Origin of the sequence: Aquimarina sp. Aq107 (genome assembly GCF_943733665.1) — a bacterium.
In the GTDB taxonomy this organism is placed as follows: Bacteria; Bacteroidota; Bacteroidia; order Flavobacteriales; family Flavobacteriaceae; genus Aquimarina.
In genome coordinates this window covers 4,741,473-4,762,045 of record NZ_OX030782.1, presented here as the reverse complement: position 1 = coordinate 4,762,045, position 20,573 = coordinate 4,741,473, and the positions used below count along the sequence as shown (strand labels likewise).

Sequence of the window (20,573 nt, the reverse complement as noted above, 5' to 3'; positions counted from 1 at the left end):
ACACGGAAAACATTTCCAATGGAGTAAAAAGGTTGGTCCAAATGTTCCCTATAGTCTTGATTCCTATAATATTTTATTTAAATAAAAAGATTTTTACAGAACAAAGAATTGATTGGATTGCTAGTTTATTTTGTTTTTCAGTAATGATTTTTGTTTTGTATCAGGTTATATGCTTAGGGTTTAATTTTGATATTTTAACAAATGATCTTAGTTTGATAGAAATTAAAAGAAACAACTTACATCATTTAAATAATATAAGTCAAGATCAAATTCAACAAGTAAAAATAAGGAGATTAAGGAATTTTATCACTAAACTTGTGGATTCACATCCTATTTATCAGGGTTTATGGATATCCTTTGTTGTCTACTTTAATTATCATAAACTTAGATTTAATTCAAATTCCATTACACAAAAAATCTTTAGAGTTTTTATAATTTTATTTATGTTTTTTTGGATGGTTTTAATTTCTTCAAGAATGCCTTTGATAGCAATTTTTATTGCTGGAATTATGACAATGATAATATTCAAACATTTTAATCTTAGGAGAATGATTTTGTTAGGATGTATTTCTTTAGGATGTTTTTTTATTTTATTAGCTACTTTCAAACCTATGCAAACAAGATTTGAAGAAGTTTTTGATAATATTTTTGTTTTTCCAACAAAAGGAAATGATATATACAATTACAATTCCACAAATGTAAGAACAGGGATTTATTATTGTTCAGGAATTGTTGCAAGAGATAATTGGTTGTTTGGATTAGGAGTTGGAGATGTTCAAGAAAATTTATCGAAATGTTATGATCAAAAAATAGGCGCTAAAATTTATCAATGGAACGATTATAACTCACATAATCAATATTTGTTTTTTTTGATTAGCTCAGGAATTGTGACATTACTTTCTTTTTGTTGTTTTCTTTTTTATTGTTTTAGAAAGGTGTTAATACTTAGAAATAGTCACTTATTTTATGCTTTAACGGTCATATGTATTGTTATGCTCACAGAAAACATAATTTCTCGTTCGGATGGAGTTTTATTTTTTGGTTTATGTGCTTCGCTTATTTTGTTATCCTCTAAAAATAAAATAGAAATATGATTTATATCAATGCTAGATTTTTAACACAAAAAGTAACCGGTGTTCAAAGGTATGCCATTGAAATATGTAAATTATTACCAAAGGAGATTTTAGGAAAAAAAATAGTTTTTCTAGCTCCTCAAAAAGCAAGATTAAATCCTCTTTTTAAAGAATTTAATAGTATTACTGTAGGAAAATTAGAGGGTCAGTTATGGGAACAAATAGATTTACCTTTGTTCTTAAAAAGAAGAGGTACTCCTTTACTAATCAATTTTGTAGGAATTGGACCTATTAGGTATAGAAATAAAATCATGATGGTTTATGATCTTGCGTTTAAGCATCATCCAGAGTGGTTCTCTAAAAGTTTTCAATTGACTTATAATTTATTTATACCTAGAAGTTTAAAAAATTCAAAACATATCATTACTGATAGTAATTATGTAAAAAATGATCTTATTAAGACTTATAACATATTATCTGAGAAAATTAATGTAGTATATGCTGCACCGTCATCAATATTTGTACAAAAACAAATAAGTAAAGAACCTATAATTTTAATGGTCTCTTCTCTAGATCCAAGGAAGAACATGATACGTGTAATTAAAAGTTTTAATGAATTGGATATCCCGCATAAGTTGATAATAGTTGGAGCGAAAGGAACTGCCTTTTCAGATTTAAAAATTCCTGACTTAAAAAATAAAGAAAAGATAAAATTTGCTGGATATTTAAGTGATGAAGAATTGGTTGAATTATATAATAAAGCTGAGCTGTTTGTTTATCCATCATTATTCGAAGGTTTTGGTATTCCTCCATTAGAAGCACAGAAATGTGGTACTCCATGTTTGGTTTCAAATGTAACCTCATTACCTGAAGTTTATGAGGATTCTGTAGCATATTGTAATCCGAATAGTGTTTCTGATATTAAAAATAAAATTCTTGAAGTATTAAATAATGACACTAAGAGAGATTTTTTAGTGTCTAAAGGTTTTATAAATGCAAATAAATATACTTGGAATAAATCAGCAGAAGATTTTATTTTGATTATTAAAAATAATATAAGCTAATAATTAATTAAGATTGCCAATATTGGCTAGTAATCAAAATGAAAAAGAATTAATATAAGGAAACTATATAGTTAGAAATTGCCAGAGGAAGAATTAAGTTTACAACTTGTCAAAGTAAGTGCGTATTATTATTTTTAAGGCATTAGAAAGATTCTTCTAGCATATGGTTTCTTTTCGATACTAAAACACTCTGTTCTGAGTTTACCTTAAAACATAAACTTTTGGATAATTGTAGTTTATTACGTACAAATTAGAAAAATATAATGAAAAAAGCTATAATCACTGGGATTACAGGTCAGGATGCAGCATACTTGGCTGAGTTGCTATTAACGAAAAACTACAAGGTGTATGGAACATACCGAAGAACAAGCTCGACTAATTTTTGGAGAATAGAGGAGTTGGGAATAGAAGATCACCCTAATCTTCATTTATTAGAATATGATTTGATTGATTTATCGAGTGCATATAGAATAATTGGAGAAGTAGAACCAGATGAAATCTATAATTTGGCTGCCCAAAGTTTTGTAGGAGTTTCCTTTACGCAGCCAATAGCTACTGCTAATATTACTGGAATAGGTGCTTTAAATTTATTGGAAGCGATTCGAATAATAAACCCTAAAATTAAATTTTATCAGGCATCAACTTCAGAAATGTTTGGAAAAGTTAATGCAATTCCTCAAAATGAAGAAACTCCATTTCATCCTAGAAGCCCCTATGGAGTAGCTAAAGTTTTTGCACATTGGTCTACTATAAATTATCAAGAATCATATAACCTGTTTGCAACTAGTGGAATTTTATTTAATCATGAGTCTCCATTGAGAGGTAAAGAATTTGTGACAAGAAAAATTACAGATGCTGTAGCCAAAATATATTTAAAAAAACAGGAAGTATTGGAATTAGGAAATCTTAATGCTAAGAGAGATTGGGGATATGCAAGAGAATATGTAGAGGGGATGCATATGATGTTACAGGCGCCTGTTGCAGATACTTATGTATTGGCAACAAATCAAACAAAAACTGTTAGAGACTTTGTTACTTTATCATTTAAGACTGTTGGTATCGATATAGGTTGGGAAGGAAGTAATGAAAATGAAGTTGGAATTAATTTAAAAACACAAAAGGAAATTGTAAAAGTAAATCCTCAGTTTTATAGACCGGCAGAGGTGGACCTTTTAATTGGAGATGCATCAAAAGCAAAAGAAAACTTAGGTTGGGAAACAAAAACTACTCTTGAAGAACTTGCAGAAATGATGGTAAAAAGTGATATTAAAAGAAATACTAATGGCGGATCATTTTAATAAAAAAGTTTTTATCACTGGTATTACTGGTTTTACTGGTGTGCATTTAGAGAAGTTCTTTATAAATCAAGGCTGGAGCGTATTCGGAACAAGTTTTCAAACTTCAAAAAATAAAAATCACTTTTTATGTGATATTACTAAAAAGGACGAAATTGATAAAATCATTAGAGATTTACGACCAAATTACATAATACACACCGCGGCTATTTCTTTTGTTGGAGACGTTAATCAAGAGCAAATGTATTCGGTTAATATTTTCGGAACATTAAATCTTTTGAATGCTGTTGTAAAGTCTAATTTAGATCCTGAAAAGATAATTATTGTAAGTAGTGCTTCAGTGTATGGAAGCTCTGGTCATACGCTTTCAGAAAATTTATGCCCAAATCCAATTAATCATTATGGAAATAGTAAATTGGCTATGGAGAATATGGTTAAAGCTTATTTTTCTAAACTCAATATTATTATTACTAGGCCATTCAACTATACAGGTGTTGGACAATCATTACAGTTTCTAATTCCTAAAATAGTAGCTCATTTTAAGCATAAGAAGTCAATAATTGAACTTGGAAATTTGGAAGTTTACAGAGAATTTAATGATGTTGACTATTTAGTGAGATGTTATTATAAGTTGTTGTTGTCGGAAAATAACTCGGAAATTGTAAATATCTGTACTGGAAGAACTAATAATATAGGTGAAGTACTTTTTTTTCTTGAAAAAATATCAAATCACAAAATAGAAGTTAAAGTAAATCCAAAATTTATTCGAAAAAATGAAATAAAAATTTTGAAAGGTGACTCGTCTAAACTGTTTAGTTTTATAGGAAATTTATCAAAAAATTATAGTTTGGAAAATACATTGATAAAAATGTTTAATTCTGAAACCAATAAATAATGATTTGATTTTCAATTTTACAAAAAAAGCGCAATAAAATATGTTTTTATCCTTTTAGAAGTATAGTTTATTTAAATACTTCATTTCGTATAAAATTTCTTCTAGTACTGATAAATTGCTTTAACTTTGTTTTTGTTCAATTTGGAATTTTAAGTAGTTTTTAGTTAATAACAGTAATTTTTTATTTGTAGCTTATTAGTAAAACTTTAAATTCAAGAATTATTTTATAAATGTTGAAAATGAAAAAAGCTTTAATACATGATTGGTATACGCAATATAGTGGTGCTGAGAGATGTATTGAAAGCTTTACAAATATTTGGGATGACTTTGATCACTTTACTTTGGTCGACACCTTAACTGATGAGCAGAGAGGAAAAGTTCTTAAAGGTAAAAAAACAAATACTTCTTTTATAGAAAAATTGCCATTTGGTAAAAAAAAATACCGTTCTTATTTACCATTATTCCCGCTAGCGATTGAACAATTTGATCTAAATGAATATGACTTGATTATTTCTTCTTCATCAGCAATATCAAAAGGAGTGTTAACCAGGCCTGATCAATTACATATAAGTTATGTTTATTCGCCAATTCGTTATGCTTGGGATTTATATTTTCAGTACTTAAAAGAAAGTGGACTTAATAAGGGAATAAAGGGTTTTATAGCAAAATATTTTCTTCATAAGCTTAGAATTTGGGATGTAAGTACTGCTAACAGACCAGATCATTATATCGCAATTTCTCATTATATCGCTGCAAGAATAAAAAAAATTTATAATAAAGAATCAATAGTGATTTATCCACCTGTGGATACAAAATCTTTTATAATATCAGACAAGAAGGAAGATTATTATGTTACATGTTCTAGAATGGTGCCTTACAAAAAAATAAATTTGATAGTAGAGGCGTTTTCTAAAACAAACAAGAAGCTTATTGTAATTGGAGATGGTCCAGATTTTAAAAAAATAAAGAAGCTGGCTACTTCAAATATTGATTTAATGGGGCATATTGAGAAAACAGCAATGATTGAAATATTAAGAAAAGCTAGAGCGTTTGTTTTTGCAGCTGAGGAGGATTTTGGGATAGCGCCAATTGAAGCACAGGCTTGTGGAGTTCCTGTTATAGCTTTTGCAAAAGGAGGGGTTTTAGAAACAATTAAAGGTTGTTTTATAACAGATAATTTAGTGGAGGATAATACGGGAGTTTTTTTTAAAGAACAGACTATTGGCTCATTACTTGGAGCAATTGAATTTTTTGAAAGACATGAACAAGTTTTTGATAAGCACATAATTCGTAAGCAAGCGGAGGTTTTTAGTAAAGAACGGTTCGAAAAGGAATTTAAAAAAACAATAGAACAGCTATATAATTGTTGGCAGAATAAGATGAATGATGATAGTTTAATTAAGGAGAGTCACGAAAAAAGTATTTATGAATAAAGGTGGATATTCAAAATATATAAAGCCACTTTTATACGGTATTGACCTATTAATTGTTTCTTTTTTGGCATATTTTCTTTTAACCAAAAATTTATTGGATATAGGTTTTATAATTTTATTTTGGATTATATTATCTTTTCTGATTTCTGTATATGCAATATACCGCTTTACCAAAATTCCTGAAATAGTCTCTTTATTATTAAGACAATCCGTAATAATAGTTTTATTAATATTGAGTTACTTTTATCTTTCAAAATCGAATGTCCATTGGTCGAATGTTTTATATTTTTTTATTTGGTTATTTATTGTACTCAATATTTGGAGGATTTTCTTGTATGAAGTCTTTAAAAAATATAGGATTATTACTGGAAGTAATTATCGTAATGTTATAGTGATAGGATCAAATGAATCTACAAAGAGGTTAACGAATTTTTTTGATACCATGCCAGGATATGGTTATCGATACAAAGGTTTTTTTACAGATCAATTTGATGAAGACAAAATAGGAACAATTGAACAAAGTTTTAGTTATGTTATAGAAAAGGAAATTGATGAGGTATATTGTTCATTAAGTGAATTAGATAACGATTTGGTAAAAAGCTATATTGAGTTTTGTGATGTTAACATGAAAAACCTAAAGTTCATACCTGATACTAAAGAATTATTTTCAAAAAATTTGCATTTAAATTATTATGACTTAGTTCCAGTATTATCTTTGCGCCAAATTCCGTTAGATGACTCGATTAAGAGTTGGGGTAAAAGGTTGTTTGATTTTGTTTTAGCCTTATTTGTTCTATTATTTATACTTTCTTGGTTAATACCTATTTTAGGATTGATAATTAAATTAGAAAGCAAAGGCCCAATTTTTTTCAGTCAAAATAGACCGGGAATAAAAGAAAAGGGTTTTTTTTTGTTATAAGTTTAGGTCGATGCGTATAAATTCGAAATCTGAGAATTCTGCAACTAGAAATGATCCGCGCATTACAAAAGTAGGTGAGTTCATAAGAAGAACTAGTATTGATGAATTACCTCAGTTTATCAATGTATTATTTGGTGATATGTCAGTGGTTGGTCCTAGACCTCATTTATGGAAACAAAATGAACTTTACAGCACAAAAATTTCTAAGTACATGGTGAGACATTTAGTAAAACCTGGAATAACTGGTTTAGCTCAGGTAAAAGGATATAGAGGTGGTATCGAAACTAATGAAGATATTGTAAATAGAACTAAGTATGATATCTTTTATATAGAAAATTGGTCCATATTACTAGACATTTATATTATTGTACAAACAGTGGTTAATGTTTTTAAGGGAGAAGATAAAGCGTATTAATTTGTTAAAGGAATAATAAGAATAGATGAAGATATCGGTAATAGGAACGGGTTATGTTGGATTAGTTACAGGAACTTGTTTAGCTGAGACGGGTAATGAGGTTATTTGTGTTGATATAGATGAACAAAAGGTTCAAAAAATGAGGAATGGTGAGGTTCCTATATACGAACCTCATTTAGATGTATTGTTTGAGAGAAATATTAAGGCGAATAGATTACAATTTACCACTTCATTAAAAGAAGGAATAGATCATGGAGAGATTATTTTTTTAGCGTTACCAACTCCAGAAGATGAAGATGGTTCTGCTGACTTATCATATGTTTTAGGCGTTTCTAATGAAATAGGAAAAATTATTTCTGAATACAAGGTTATTGTTGATAAAAGCACTGTTCCTGTTGGTACAGCAGAAAAAGTTCACAAAGCTATATCAGTAAACGCAAAATGTGATTTTGATGTAGTATCTAATCCAGAATTTTTAAGAGAAGGATTTGCCGTTGATGATTTCTTGAAACCAGAACGAATTGTTGTTGGCTCTTCATCTAATAGGGCAACAGAGCTTATGCAAAAGTTATATAAGCCATATGTTAGATCTGGTAATCCGATATTGATTATGGATGAAAAGTCTGCAGAATTAACTAAATATGCAGCAAATTCATTTTTAGCGACGAAGATTACGTTTATGAATGAAATAGCTAATTATTGCGAGAAGGTAGGTGCTGATGTCGATATGATTCGTAGGGGTATGGGAACAGACTCTAGAATAGGAAAGCGTTTTTTATTTCCTGGGATTGGTTACGGTGGTTCTTGTTTTCCTAAGGATGTTAAAGCATTACATAAATCAGGAAAGGATGATAATTACGATTTTAAAATATTAGAATCTGTAATAGAAGTAAATCAAAAGCAAAAAGTTGCACTAATCCCAAAAATCACGAATTACTTTAGCAATGATCTTAAGGGCAAAACTTTTGCTATTTGGGGACTGGCATTTAAACCTGAGACGGATGATATTCGAGAAGCACCTGCGTTAGATGTAATAGATGCTTTATTGAGAAAAGGAGCAAGTGTAAGAGCTTTTGATCCTGAAGCTATGGATAATGTAGCGAAGAAATATGAAAATAAGATTACATTTTCAAAATCAATGTATGAAGTTTTGGATAGTTCAGATGCTTTGGTGATATGTACGGAGTGGAGCATTTTTAGGACTCCGGATTTTGATAGAATAAAGAATAGCCTTACGAATCCAGTTATCTTTGATGGTAGGAATTTGTATGATCTTATAGATTTGGAGAAAGAAGAAATTACATACTTTTCTATTGGAAGAAAAGATATTAAAACTACAAAATGAAGAAAGTTCTAATTACTGGAGCAGCTGGTTTTCTGGGATCACATCTTTGTGATCGTTTTATTAATGAAGAGTATCACGTTATTGGAATGGATAATTTGATAACAGGTGATTTAAAAAATATAGAGCATCTCTTTAAATTAAAAAACTTTGAGTTTTATAATCACGATGTTTCAAAGTTTGTTCATATTCCTGGTAACTTAGATTATATATTACATTTCGCTTCTCCAGCAAGCCCAATAGATTATCTTAAAATCCCTATTCAAACCTTAAAGGTCGGATCTCTAGGAACACATAATTTACTTGGTTTAGCTAAAGAGAAAAACGCAAGGATATTAATAGCATCAACTAGTGAGGTATATGGTGATCCATTAGTCCACCCTCAAACCGAAGATTATTATGGTAATGTGAATACTATTGGACCACGTGGGGTGTATGATGAGGCAAAGAGGTTTCAGGAATCCATAACTATGGCATATCATACTTATCATAAAATAGAAACAAGAATCGTACGTATTTTTAATACCTATGGACCTAGAATGCGATTAAATGATGGAAGAGTAGTTCCAGCTTTTATTGGACAAGCTTTAAGAGGAGAAGATCTTACCGTTTTTGGTGATGGTTCTCAAACACGTTCTTTTTGTTATGTTGACGATTTAATAGAAGGAATTTATCGATTACTATTTAGTGATTACGTATATCCCGTTAATATTGGAAATCCAAATGAAATCACAATTAGTGATTTTGCAGAAGAGATTATTGGACTTACCGGAACTAATCAAAAGGTAATTTACAAGCCATTACCAGTTAATGATCCTTTACAAAGACAACCTGATATAACAAGAGCAAAAGAAATATTGGATTGGGAACCAAAGGTGGATAGGTCTAAAGGAATGAAGCAAACCTTAGAGTATTTTAAAAGTCTCTCTAAGGAGGAATTATATAGAAGTGAACATAAAGATTTTTCATCTTATTCTTAATGTCTAATGCATCATAAAAGAGGAGGATATTCATATTTAATCAGACCAATACTTATTGTTATTGATCTGATTATTTTATTAGTTTCTTCTTTTTATTTTTTAAATGAAATTGTTACTAATCAGCTTTATGTTTTTTTATCAATTGTTTGGTTGATTTCTTCCTACTTATTAAATTTTTATGAAGTATATCGATTTACTAAGATAGTTACAGTTATTTCACTTTTAATCCGGCAAGGGTTATTAATTCTCATACTTTTATATGCTTACTTCGGATTACTTAAAATAAATTTCTTTTCTGTAAAAGATACTTTTAATTTCATTGCAATAACTATTTCTTCGGTTGGTGTTGTTAAGGTGATTACATATTATGCTCTTAGAAGATATCGTTCTTATTTGGGCGGAAATAACAGAAGAGTAATTATTATTGGAAACAATAAGAGTGCTCAACAATTAAAAATGTTTTTTGAGAAAAGAAAAGATCTAGGTTATCAGGTCTTAGAGGTGTTTTCAGATCAACTTAGTAATAAGATTGAGGATAGTTTTGAGTTTTTAAAAAATGAGGATGTAGATGAAATATATTGCTCAATAGATGAAATTTCTGATGAAGTGGTGAATGAATATGTAAAATATGCAGATCAGAATTATAGTGTTCTTAAGTTTATACCTAATTCACAACGTATTTTTTCTAAACGTCTTAAAACCGATTATTATGAATACTTACCTGTTTTATCAATTCCAGAGGTATCATTAAATAGTGCAACAAATAGAGCAATTAAAAGAGGTTTTGATATTGTATTTTCTTTATTGGTCATCATTTTGGTGCTTTCTTGGTTAATCCCTTTGTTATATATTTTAATAAAACTTGAATCTAAAGGTCCATTAATTTATAGTCATAGACGTAATGGAATTAATTACAAAGAATTTGTTTGTTATAAGTTTAGATCAATGAGAGATGAAAATTTTTCTGATCTTGTTCAAGTCAAAAAAGAGGATCATCGAGTTACCAGAATAGGTCGTTTTATAAGAAGAACCAGTATAGACGAGTTACCACAATTTTTTAATGTGCTTTTTGGTGATATGTCCGTTGTTGGACCAAGACCTCATATGATTTCTTATACCAAGGATTACGGTAAAAGAATAGACAAATATAATTTTGTGTTCCGTCATTCAGTAAAACCGGGCATTACAGGAATGGCACAAGTAAAAGGATACAGAGGAGAAGTTGAAAATGATGAGGATATTGTCAATAGGATCAAGTACGATATTTTCTATATAGAAAATTGGTCATTATTGTTAGACTCAAAAATTATACTTGATACAATATTAAATGTCATTAAAGGTCAAGAGAAAGCATATTAGTGATTTTGTAATTAAATTAAGAGAAAGTAAAAATTAATGAAGTCATATTTTGTAATATCTCCTTATACTATATAACTTATCCAATAAACTGCGTAAAAAAAGTGAGATTAGATAAAAAAATAAATAGTTTAACTGAGATGTTTTACAAACATGATGATAGTTTGGTGCTTACTATTTTTTGGAATAGTTTATATATAGCATTTCTTTTACTACCGTTAGGAATTAATCTCCCTACACCATTTTTTATTGTTTCTATAGGTCTCGGATTAGTGAATATTTTTCAATCAAGGAAGAAATTTGTTTTAGAGAATAAAATCCTATTGTTATTCCCTTTGTATTTTATTATTATGCTATCTAGTTTAATATACACAGATAATATTTTTGGTGGATTAAACTTACTACAACGATCTTTATCATTGCTTTTGTTTCCTGTAATTTTTCTTTTTGTAAAAGAGGATGCGTCTTCTGTAAGAAAGCTATTTGATTTTTTGCTTTTAGGATTGATTATCTCATTTTTCATAAATTTTTCAATTGCAATTTTCAATGCAATGTCAATAATAAAAGGTGGGTTTTCTTTAGAAATTTCTATGGCAGATCTCAATACTTTTTTAGATGCAATTATAAATGGATGGAACTATTTTATAGGTGATGAGTTCTCTAAGCTGATTAATCCTAGTTATCTCTCATTGTACATATTATTAGTATTAAGTTATTATTTAAAAAATAGTTTAGACACAAAATTGAGAACCGCTATCGTTCTTATATTATTCTTATATCTGTTCTTATTGGCTTCTATAGCAGCATATATGATCCTTACGGTTATGTCTTTACTTTTAATTTTTAACATTTCTGATAAAAGTAGAAAGCATACAATGATTATTATGTTCCTTTTAGGAATTTTAGTGTTTGTCAATAATCCTCGTGTGTTTGATTTTTATGCAAAAGTTAAAGACTTTGGAATGACAACGGAATATGCTAATTCTACTTCAGAAAAAGCAAGACTATTATCTTGGAAATCTAGTGCTGAACTAATTAAAGAAGCACCATTTTTAGGTTATGGAATCGGTGATGCAAATGATGTATTGATTAAAAAATATAAAGAATTAGGGTATAAGTATAATTTTGAAAACAAATATAATGCTCATAATCAGTTTCTTCAGACATTACTTCAGACGGGAGTAGTTGGATTAGGAGTATTAATATTCATTTTTGTAGTTTTGGGAATGCGGATGAAAAGAAGTCGAAACGAGTTTTCAGTGTTTTTAATATTATTTGTTTCGCTTGTATTCGAATCCATGTTGGTACGATTTAATGGAATTGTATTTTTCTCTATTATAATTCCTCTATTACTTAAGAAAAGAAGCATTTTAAGCAGCAGAATCATACGAAATACTCCGATATAATAGTTTAAAAATGTAAAATAGACTACAAAATTATTAGCAAGAAAACAGCTAATGAACTATTTTTGAACGCGTAAAACTTAGCTATCATATAATCATTTGAGAATGAATATTTTAATATTAGGATCTGGAGGAAGAGAACATACATTTACTTATAAAATTGCTCAGAGTAGTTTATGTAAAAAATTATTTGTTGCACCAGGAAATGCAGGTACAGCTAGTATTGCAACAAATGTGGCAATATCAGTTACAGATTTTGAGGCGATCAAAGCTCTTGTTTTAAAAGAAAAAATAGAAATGGTTGTGGTAGGACCAGAAGATCCTCTGGTACAGGGAATAACAGATTTCTTTTCACAGGATGATGAACTAAAGGATGTTGCCATTATTGGACCATCAAAAGAAGGAGCCAGGTTAGAGGGTAGTAAAGAGTATGCTAAGGAATTTTTGTTTAGACATAATATACCAACTGCGGCATATCAAAGTTTTACAGCTAAAACGGTTAAAGAAGGAAAAGAGTTTTTAGAAACATTAAATCCGCCATATGTTTTAAAAGCGGATGGTCTTGCTGCTGGTAAAGGAGTTCTTATTCTTCAAGATATAGATGAAGCTAAAACAGAACTTGAAAATATGCTTGCTAACAAAAAGTTTGGTGCTGCAAGTGAAAAAGTAGTGATTGAAGAATTCTTAGATGGAATCGAACTAAGTGTTTTTGTGCTGACAGATGGTAAGAATTATGTTACGTTGCCAACGGCAAAAGATTACAAACGTATTGGAGAAGGGGATACTGGACTTAATACAGGAGGGATGGGAGCAATTTCTCCAGTTCCTTTTGCAGATGATGTTTTTATGAATAAAATAGAAACTCAAATTATTAAACCAACAGTAGAAGGTTTAGTAACGGAAGAAATAGATTATAAGGGTTTTGTTTTTATTGGATTAATAAAGGTAGGTGATGATCCTAAAGTAATAGAATACAATGTAAGAATGGGAGACCCAGAAACAGAAGCTGTACTTCCTAGAATAAAAACGGATTTAGTATCGTTATTTAATCATGTATCAAATCAAACTTTGGATCAAATAGATATCGATATTGACTCTAGAAGTGCGGCAACTGTAATGACAGTATCAGGAGGATATCCAGAATCTTATGAGAAAGGAAAGGAAATCACGGGTGTTGATAAAATAGCTGATTCTATTGTCTTTCATGCCGGAACTAAAATAGAAGCTGATAAAGTGGTTACTAATGGTGGAAGGGTTATTGCTGTAACTTCGCTCCATGATGATTTTAGAGAAGCGCTTAAGTTATCATATAAAAATATCGAGAAATTACATTTTGATAAAATGTATTATAGAAAGGATTTAGGATTTGATCTATAGAGTTTTTCTATTCAAATCTAGTAGTATTAAAAAAGTCAAGTGTTCCTGAACACTTGACTTTTTTAATTTGTAGAGGATAAACTTCCTCAATATTTTATTTTAATAATCGATATTATGGTTTTAAAAATGAGTGAGCTTTTGGATCTCTATCTTCTTCGTCGTTGTCGTTAAACTTCTTTAATTCCTTCATCCAATATAAAAAAGCTACAAAACCAATAAGCATAAACATCCAATTTATGATATTCGCAGCACTCCAGCTCTCTAATTCTAAAGCTCTTAGAGCATCCATTGGAGCCAAAAGTAGATCTACAAATAGGGACTGTATCGCTTCAAAAAAATCTTTCATGATATGATCTTCGTTTTCATTATAAAAAGCTAACTAAAAACTTTTTATAAATTAGTTATATTATAATTAAAAACAATAATATATTGTTTAGCGCAAAAATATAAAAAATAGTAGTGTTATCAAGCTTTTTTAATAAATCAAAACCAATTAATTTTATAATTGTTGCATTATACATGTTTGTAATGTATATAATAGCACATTACCAAAATGGTATCGACTTAGATTATTTTAAAATTTTGATCTTTTTTGTTGGTTGTGTTGCATATATTCTCACGATGCTCATATTAAATCATGTTACACAAAAAAATGACCTAACATATAAAAGTACAAACACAATATTACTATTTGCTTTCCTAACGGGGATCTTGCCAGCATCATTAATTAATCCCAATGTTCTGTTATCAAATCTATTTATAATTTTAGGTATGAGAAGTATACTAAGTTTAAGAAATGGAAAGTATGTTAAATCTAATATTTTGAATGCTTCTTTATATATTGGTTTAGCTTCTTTAACCTATTTCTGGAGTATAACCTTTATTGTAATAGTTTTTTTGGGAGTATTATATTTCGAACCTAAAAATTATAGAAACTGGATAATTCCGTTTATAGGGTTGCTAACTGTCTATTTATTATCCAATTGTTTTACCTTGTTATTTTATGATTCATTCTTTGCTATAACTGATTATGTAGCTCCAATATCGTTTTCTTTCGAAGGATATTTTAGTAATCGAGGATTCTTTTCAATAGGAGTGCTAATAATTTGCATACTATTTTTTCTAACAGTGTATTTGATAAAGTATAGTAGAAAACCAACAAAATCAAAACCTATTTTAAAGCTTATTATTACGCAATTATTGATTTCATCGATTGTTGTAATGATTGCTCTTAATAAAAATACTTCTGAAATGATTTTTATAGCGGCTCCCTTAGCGATTATTGGAACAACTTACCTAGAGATTGATCATGGAAAATTTGTAAGAGAAATTAATCTTTGGGTGTTTATATTACTACCATTTATGACACTGTTATTTTGAAAGATCCTTATCTAGATATTATAGAATCAGAATTGGAGCATAGACTATCTTTTAGCAGTGAATGGGATAAAAAGCAAAATCATCTTTGGGATGATTATGGTAATTTTATTTATGGTACAATAAAATGGGAAAATGTAATTTCTAAAATTTCGACGTCGGCAATTAAGTATAAAATGAACAAGGAGGAATTTTTTAATTATACTATAAATCGTTGGTATGACTACTGGAGTGATATAGCAATAGAGCTAATTTTATCTAACTTAAAAAATATATTTTCCACCGATAATGACAGAAATAAATTATTTGATTTTAAAATGATTGTCTTTCCTGAGGGTTTTGGAAAATCGTTACAGTATACAAGAGAAAATTCTAAAGAATTAATTTATTGGTTAGCTAATAGTTCAAGTCCACAACCAAAAAATAATTTAAAAAATCTCATTTATATAGTTTTATATGCGGATGATGGTGAACACTGGAAATTAAAAGCACAAATCTCTTGGCTTAGAGATATAATCTCGGCATATGTTGCTACATTTGATGGTTCGAGATTATTTAGACTACAGATACAACCTTATCAAATCAGTAAAATTGGTTTGATTTGGGCTGTTAAGTGAGAAGCAAATTGATTTATTAAACGATGAATTATATCGGTTCAAAATACAAACTCTCTAATTTTATTAGAACTTCTGTTTTTGAAACAGTAGGCGCTGATTTAGAAGATAAAGTTTTTTGTGATCTTTTTGCAGGAACAGGTGTAGTTGGAAGAAGTTTTAAAACTATTGTAAAACAGGTGATTGCAAATGACCTGGAGTATTATAGTTATGCGCTAAACCGGAATTATATTGGAAATAGCGAAGAGATTAATTCTTTGGATTACATTGCAGAATTAAACCGCTTGCAAGGAAAAAAAGGTTTTGTCTACAATAATTATTGTAACGGAAGTTTGTCTGGACGTCAGTATTTTAGTGATGATAATGGACTTAAAATTGATGCGGCAAGAATACAAATTGAAAAATGGAAGGATAGTAAAGAGATTAATGAAAATACCTATTATTTTTTACTAGTATCACTTTTAGAAGGAGCCGATAAAGTTGCTAACACGGCCTCTGTATATGCATCATATCTAAAGGGCCTAAAAAAAACTGCTCAGAAAAATTTAGAGCTCGTTCCAGCAAATTTTGACTTCACAGAAAACAAGCATCTGGTTTATAATGAGGATAGTAATATATTGATAAAGCAAATAGAAGGAGACATTTTATATCTTGATCCACCGTATAATGCTAGACAATATGGAGCCAATTATCATATACTAAATACTATTGCAAAATATGATACCTTTGTCCCAGTTGGAAAGACTGGTTTAAGACCTTATCAAAGATCTAATTATTGTAAAAAAGGTTTAGTAGTAAAGGTTTTTGAAGATTTAATCAAGAATTCGCAGTTTACTTATATTTTTCTTAGCTATAACAATGAAGGTTTAATGTCTGAAGAAGAAATAAGACAAATTATGGAACGTTATGGTAGATACGATTTAGTAACTACAAAATATAAGAGGTTTAAAGCGGATAAAACGGAAAACAGAAACCACAAAGCCACAGAAACAAAAGAATATTTACACATCTTAGAAAAATAAGTATAATGTTTACAGATAAAGCAAACAAAATTTTTAAAGAAGTTATAGACATGTATCATGTGATTGATCGTGTAGATCAGGAATTTTCAAATCCATATGATAGTAAATCACAACAAATAGAACATTTATTATATAGAAAATGTTGGATCGATACGGTACAGTGGCATTATGAAGATATTATTCGTGATCCAGAAATTGATCCGGTTGCAGCTTTAAAACTAAAAAGACAGATTGATGCATCTAACCAGGACCGTACAGATATGGTTGAGTATATCGATAGCTATTTTTTAGAGACATATAAAGATGTTATTCCTAAACAAGATGCTACGATAAATACAGAAAGTCCGGCTTGGGGAGTAGATAGATTATCGATATTAGCGCTTAAAGTATATCATATGCATGAAGAGACTGTTAGAGAAGGTGCATCGGATACTCATAAGGCTGCTTGTCAAAAAAAGTATAATGTATTACTAGAACAGCAAGTAGATCTTTCTACAGCAATAGATACCTTGCTTACGGATATTGAGAAAGGTGATAAGTACATGAAGGTTTACAAACAGATGAAAATGTATAATGATGATGAGTTAAATCCAGTTTTACGAGGAGAAAAATAGTAATGTTTTTTTGAATAAAGTAAAAAATATATCAAACAAAAGCAAAGCCCTTTCAGAGGGCTTTGATGCTCATGTTCTGGTTATTAGGCTTTCTGCAATGGGTGATGTGGCTATGACTGTGCCTGTATTACGAACATTTAGAGCAATATACCCGACTGTAAAAATAACTGTGCTAACGAGAAAATTTTTTGAACCAATTTTTACCGGAATTGATAACTTAGAAGTGTATCACGCCGATGTTAATGGGAAGCATAAAGGTATTTTTGGATTGTCAAAGCTATCAAAGGAATTAAGAGGCTTGGGAATAACAGCTGTGGCAGATATGCATAATGTACTACGATCTAATGTACTTAAGAATTTTTTCTCTCTTCATGGTATAAAAGTAGTACAAGTAGATAAAGGAAGAGCAGAAAAAAAGGCGTTAACCCGATCAAAGAATAAAGAATTTAAGCAATTAAAAGCAACGCATCAGCGGTATGCAGATGTTTTAGGTAAATTAGGATATCCTATTGATTTACGAGAGCATTCTTTTCCAGAAAAAATGGCATTAACCCCAGAAATTCTAAAGTTCACAAAGAAGTCTACTAAAAAGTGGCTAGGAATTGCTCCCTTTGCTCAATATAAGAGCAAGGTATATCCTTTAGAGTTTATGATTGAGGTAATTGAACAACTCGATCAAGGTGATATCTATGAAATATTCCTTTTTGGTGGCGGTAAAAAAGAGATTGACTTGCTTAATAATATTGAAAGCAAATATAAAAACGTGATCAATATTGCAGGTAAGTTGTCTTTTGAAGATGAGTTAAAACTAATTGGAAATTTAGACGTAATGTTATCCATGGATAGTGGTAATGCACATTTAGCGGCCATGTATGGGATTCCTACCATAACACTTTGGGGTGTTACTCATCCATTTGCAGGATTTATGCCTTTTGGACAACCTATGGAAAATGCTATTCTTCCTAATTTAGCAAAGTATGATCAGATCCCTACATCAATTTATGGAAACAAAGTTCCCGAAGGATATGAGAAGGTAATGCATACTATCGAACCAGAAACAGTGATTGAAACTATAAACAAACTGTAACTCTTTTTTGTCATTCCAATATAGGCTGGAATCCACTTTTGAAGAGGTTATTATTTTTATTATTCCACTAACGAGCAAGGGTTATTCATTTTTCTGTATTTTCCTGTTGTTGCTTGTAGATCTTTAACAATACTCAAAACATTCAATTTTTTTATATTGAACTATTTAAAATAAAATCATAAAAAATTAATGATTGATACCGCTTTAGATTCAACAAATTTTTATTTTTTAATTGCAGTTTTTCAAGGGTTTATATTGTCTTTGGTTATCGTTTTTCGTTTTAATAAAAGTATGCCAAATCTGTTTTTTGGTGTACTTGTCTTTTTATTTTCACTTTCTATTCTACATTTAATACTAGGGGAATCTATTCAAGCTTTCAATTCAAAATTTCCTATCCCAATGGAGTTTAGCCTAGCTTATGGCCCTTTAGCGTATTTCCATGTCATATATATTAAAAATCCTTCAAAATTTTTTAGATGGAAAGATTTTCTTCATTTTTTACCTTCTTTACTTTTGGATGGTCTTTTATTTATTCTGCTGTTTACATATATTAGATTAAATCTCGATTGGGCTTACGCAAATATTATTTTAATTCAAAAAATTGCCCTGATCATGGGGTTATTGGGGATAGTTCAATTAGGGGTCTATACGTACTTAATTTATCGCGAATCAGTTGGTGTCAAGAACGTGTTAATAGAGTTTAAAGAAGTGAGAACCTGGCTTAGATATCTAATTATATCTTGGTGTATACTTGTCGGTTTTCTATTATTTGCTATTCCTATTGCATTAGTTTTTATAAAAAAGGTAGATGAGAATTCTTTTTATTTCTATAAACCACTTGGGGTTATTTTAGGATTTTTCATTTATTCTTTAGGGTATTTGTATTTATTAAAATACCTAAAGGTTATTAGAAACTATTCCAATCGTGTCATAAGAATTCACTTGTCTGAAAATAATTTGAGTGAAAAGAAAGAAGAGTTATTGTATGCAATAACTAAAAATGAACTTTACAGGGACTCTGAACTCACAATATCCAAATTAGCCACACATCTTGGTTGGCCATCCAATAACCTGTCAAGAATTATAAATGATACACTTCACACAAATTTCACAGACCTTATAAACAGTTACCGAGTGGAAGCATTTAAGCAAAAACTAATCGCCAACGATAGTGAAAAATATTCTATTTTAGGTTTAAGTGAAGAAGCTGGCTTTAATTCTAAAACTTCTTTTTACAGAGTTTTTAAGAAAGAAACCGGTATGACCCCCTCTGAATATTTGAATTCTCTGCGATAAATGGTTTCAAATGACGATTTGGAACTAACTTAATTGTAATATCTCTTCCCTTCTAATGATATTTGAGGACAGCCTTCGAATCATGGCTTCTTGTGAAAATTTGATTTATACTTTTTGAAAATGTTAATCTTGTTTCTATTAACTTATTTAAATATTATCGATGATAAAATTAGAAAAAAACGTTTGGTATTATATTGGTTTCGTATTCTTATTCACTTATACTATTCAAATTATTGCCGTTTTAATTGCTGAAGAAGGCAATTTTTAGTACAAATTCTTACTGGCTTTATGATGTTTATTCCTAGTATAGCTGCTATTATCTATTTAATAAAAACTAAACAAGGACTTAAATATATTAATTGGCATGTTGGTAAGACCAAGTATATATTGCTTAGCTTATTCTTACCAATACTAATTACCCTTCTAGGAATTTTAGTGTTTGAACACACAGGATTGGCATCAAATAATGTTTTTCTGATTAACAACGGAGAAGTTCATAGTATAGAAATCCCACTTATATTTGGAAGTGATCCACAAAGCATCCCTTTCTTTATTCTTAATTTTTTAATTACCGGAATTTTAATTTCGTTAGTTACAAGCCTTACTACTATAGGTGAAGAAATTGGGTGGAGAGGTTTTCTTCAAAAGAAATTACTAGAAAAGAATAGTCTATTTAAATCGCTCACATTTTTAGGCATTCTATGGGGTTTTTGGCACTTCCCACTTATTATTAATGGATTTAATTATCCTGAATATCCAATGTTAGGAGCTTTTCTATTTTTTCCTTTAACCACTGTTTTTATTTCCTACTTTTTAGGATGGTTAACTATCAACTCTAAAAGTGTTTGGCCAGCAGTATTTGCACACGCCGTTATAAATTCAGTTATGATTTTATTATTTGAAATGGATTTTGGAAAAAATAAACTTGAAGGTAACCTTGCGATACTAGGCTTATGGCTTATAATAGGTACGATATCTTTTTATTTATTATCAAAAAAAGATTAACTAAAA

Annotated in this window: 20 protein-coding genes; 19 read left to right on the top strand and 1 reads right to left on the bottom strand. The window is 29.6% G+C overall.

Annotated features, from left to right (window positions below; genetic code table 11):
- Positions 1-41: 41 nt before the first annotated feature.
- The 12 genes from NMK29_RS23905 to purD all read left to right on the top strand — a co-directional run bounded on the left by NMK29_RS23905 (position 42) and on the right by purD (position 13,552).
- Entirely contained in the window at positions 42-1,094 is a 1,053-nt protein-coding gene (locus tag NMK29_RS23905; RefSeq protein ID WP_367182335.1) for an O-antigen ligase family protein, read from the top strand.
- The gene (locus tag NMK29_RS20705; protein ID WP_108802682.1) at positions 1,091-2,137 is read left to right on the top strand and encodes a glycosyltransferase family 1 protein; all 1,047 of its coding nucleotides are present in this window, start codon (positions 1,091-1,093) and stop codon (positions 2,135-2,137) included. The genes NMK29_RS23905 and NMK29_RS20705 overlap by 4 nt, the downstream gene beginning before the upstream one ends.
- A gap of 263 nt (positions 2,138-2,400) precedes the next feature.
- Complete coding sequence (gene gmd, locus NMK29_RS20700) at positions 2,401-3,435, top strand: GDP-mannose 4,6-dehydratase (RefSeq protein WP_108802683.1); 1,035 nt, start codon at positions 2,401-2,403, stop codon at positions 3,433-3,435.
- Positions 3,419-4,327: a GDP-mannose 4,6-dehydratase gene (locus tag NMK29_RS20695; RefSeq protein ID WP_108802684.1), complete on the top strand. Its 909-nt coding sequence runs from the start codon at positions 3,419-3,421 to the stop codon at positions 4,325-4,327. The genes gmd and NMK29_RS20695 overlap by 17 nt, the downstream gene beginning before the upstream one ends.
- A 239-nt stretch (positions 4,328-4,566) precedes the next feature.
- Positions 4,567-5,760 (top strand): glycosyltransferase, encoded by a 1,194-nt coding sequence (locus NMK29_RS20690; RefSeq protein WP_108802685.1) that lies wholly within the window; start codon positions 4,567-4,569, stop codon positions 5,758-5,760.
- Positions 5,753-6,679, top strand: coding sequence for a sugar transferase (locus NMK29_RS20685; RefSeq protein ID WP_254097279.1), 927 nt, complete (start codon positions 5,753-5,755; stop codon positions 6,677-6,679). Before NMK29_RS20690 ends, NMK29_RS20685 begins: the two co-directional genes overlap by 8 nt.
- Before the next feature lie 10 nt (positions 6,680-6,689).
- On the top strand, positions 6,690-7,094 hold the full coding sequence (locus NMK29_RS20680) for a sugar transferase (RefSeq protein WP_254097277.1): 405 nt from the start codon (positions 6,690-6,692) through the stop codon (positions 7,092-7,094).
- A gap of 25 nt (positions 7,095-7,119) precedes the next feature.
- Entirely contained in the window at positions 7,120-8,439 is a 1,320-nt protein-coding gene (locus NMK29_RS20675) for a UDP-glucose/GDP-mannose dehydrogenase family protein (RefSeq protein ID WP_108802687.1), read from the top strand.
- Positions 8,436-9,416 carry a UDP-glucuronic acid decarboxylase family protein gene (locus NMK29_RS20670; protein ID WP_108802688.1) on the top strand — a complete coding sequence of 327 codons (981 nt, stop codon included), beginning with the start codon at positions 8,436-8,438 and terminating at the stop codon, positions 9,414-9,416. The genes NMK29_RS20675 and NMK29_RS20670 overlap by 4 nt, the downstream gene beginning before the upstream one ends.
- A 6-nt stretch (positions 9,417-9,422) precedes the next feature.
- Complete coding sequence (locus NMK29_RS20665) at positions 9,423-10,775, top strand: exopolysaccharide biosynthesis polyprenyl glycosylphosphotransferase (protein WP_108802689.1); 1,353 nt, start codon at positions 9,423-9,425, stop codon at positions 10,773-10,775.
- Positions 10,776-10,912: 137 nt separating this feature from the next.
- Positions 10,913-12,178: an O-antigen ligase gene (locus NMK29_RS20660; RefSeq protein WP_159092157.1), complete on the top strand. Its 1,266-nt coding sequence runs from the start codon at positions 10,913-10,915 to the stop codon at positions 12,176-12,178.
- Between the two features lie 102 nt (positions 12,179-12,280).
- On the top strand, positions 12,281-13,552 hold the full coding sequence (purD, locus tag NMK29_RS20655; RefSeq protein WP_108802691.1) for a phosphoribosylamine--glycine ligase: 1,272 nt from the start codon (positions 12,281-12,283) through the stop codon (positions 13,550-13,552).
- Between the two features lie 112 nt (positions 13,553-13,664).
- Here the strand turns inward: purD and NMK29_RS20650 are convergent, their stop codons facing one another.
- A complete protein-coding gene (locus tag NMK29_RS20650; RefSeq protein WP_027394435.1) occupies positions 13,665-13,898 on the bottom strand; it encodes a hypothetical protein in 234 nt (77 codons plus the stop codon).
- 113 nt (positions 13,899-14,011) lie between these two features.
- Here NMK29_RS20650 and NMK29_RS20645 point away from each other — a divergent pair, with 113 nt between their 5' ends.
- The 7 genes from NMK29_RS20645 to NMK29_RS20615 all read left to right on the top strand — a co-directional run bounded on the left by NMK29_RS20645 (position 14,012) and on the right by NMK29_RS20615 (position 20,567).
- Complete coding sequence (locus tag NMK29_RS20645; protein WP_255411758.1) at positions 14,012-14,932, top strand: DUF6427 family protein; 921 nt, start codon at positions 14,012-14,014, stop codon at positions 14,930-14,932.
- Complete coding sequence (locus tag NMK29_RS20640) at positions 14,929-15,546, top strand: hypothetical protein (RefSeq protein WP_159092159.1); 618 nt, start codon at positions 14,929-14,931, stop codon at positions 15,544-15,546. The genes NMK29_RS20645 and NMK29_RS20640 overlap by 4 nt, the downstream gene beginning before the upstream one ends.
- Positions 15,547-15,569: 23 nt before the next feature.
- The gene (locus tag NMK29_RS20635) at positions 15,570-16,565 is read left to right on the top strand and encodes a DNA adenine methylase (RefSeq protein ID WP_108802694.1); all 996 of its coding nucleotides are present in this window, start codon (positions 15,570-15,572) and stop codon (positions 16,563-16,565) included.
- A gap of 5 nt (positions 16,566-16,570) precedes the next feature.
- Entirely contained in the window at positions 16,571-17,179 is a 609-nt protein-coding gene (locus tag NMK29_RS20630) for a DUF4254 domain-containing protein (protein ID WP_027394431.1), read from the top strand.
- 10 nt (positions 17,180-17,189) lie between these two features.
- Complete coding sequence (locus NMK29_RS20625; protein WP_234424232.1) at positions 17,190-18,266, top strand: glycosyltransferase family 9 protein; 1,077 nt, start codon at positions 17,190-17,192, stop codon at positions 18,264-18,266.
- Between the two features lie 189 nt (positions 18,267-18,455).
- Positions 18,456-19,562 carry an AraC family transcriptional regulator gene (locus tag NMK29_RS20620; protein ID WP_108802696.1) on the top strand — a complete coding sequence of 369 codons (1,107 nt, stop codon included), beginning with the start codon at positions 18,456-18,458 and terminating at the stop codon, positions 19,560-19,562.
- A gap of 288 nt (positions 19,563-19,850) precedes the next feature.
- Positions 19,851-20,567, top strand: coding sequence for a CPBP family intramembrane glutamic endopeptidase (locus NMK29_RS20615; protein ID WP_108802697.1), 717 nt, complete (start codon positions 19,851-19,853; stop codon positions 20,565-20,567).
- The last annotated feature ends 6 nt before the right edge of the window (positions 20,568-20,573 follow it).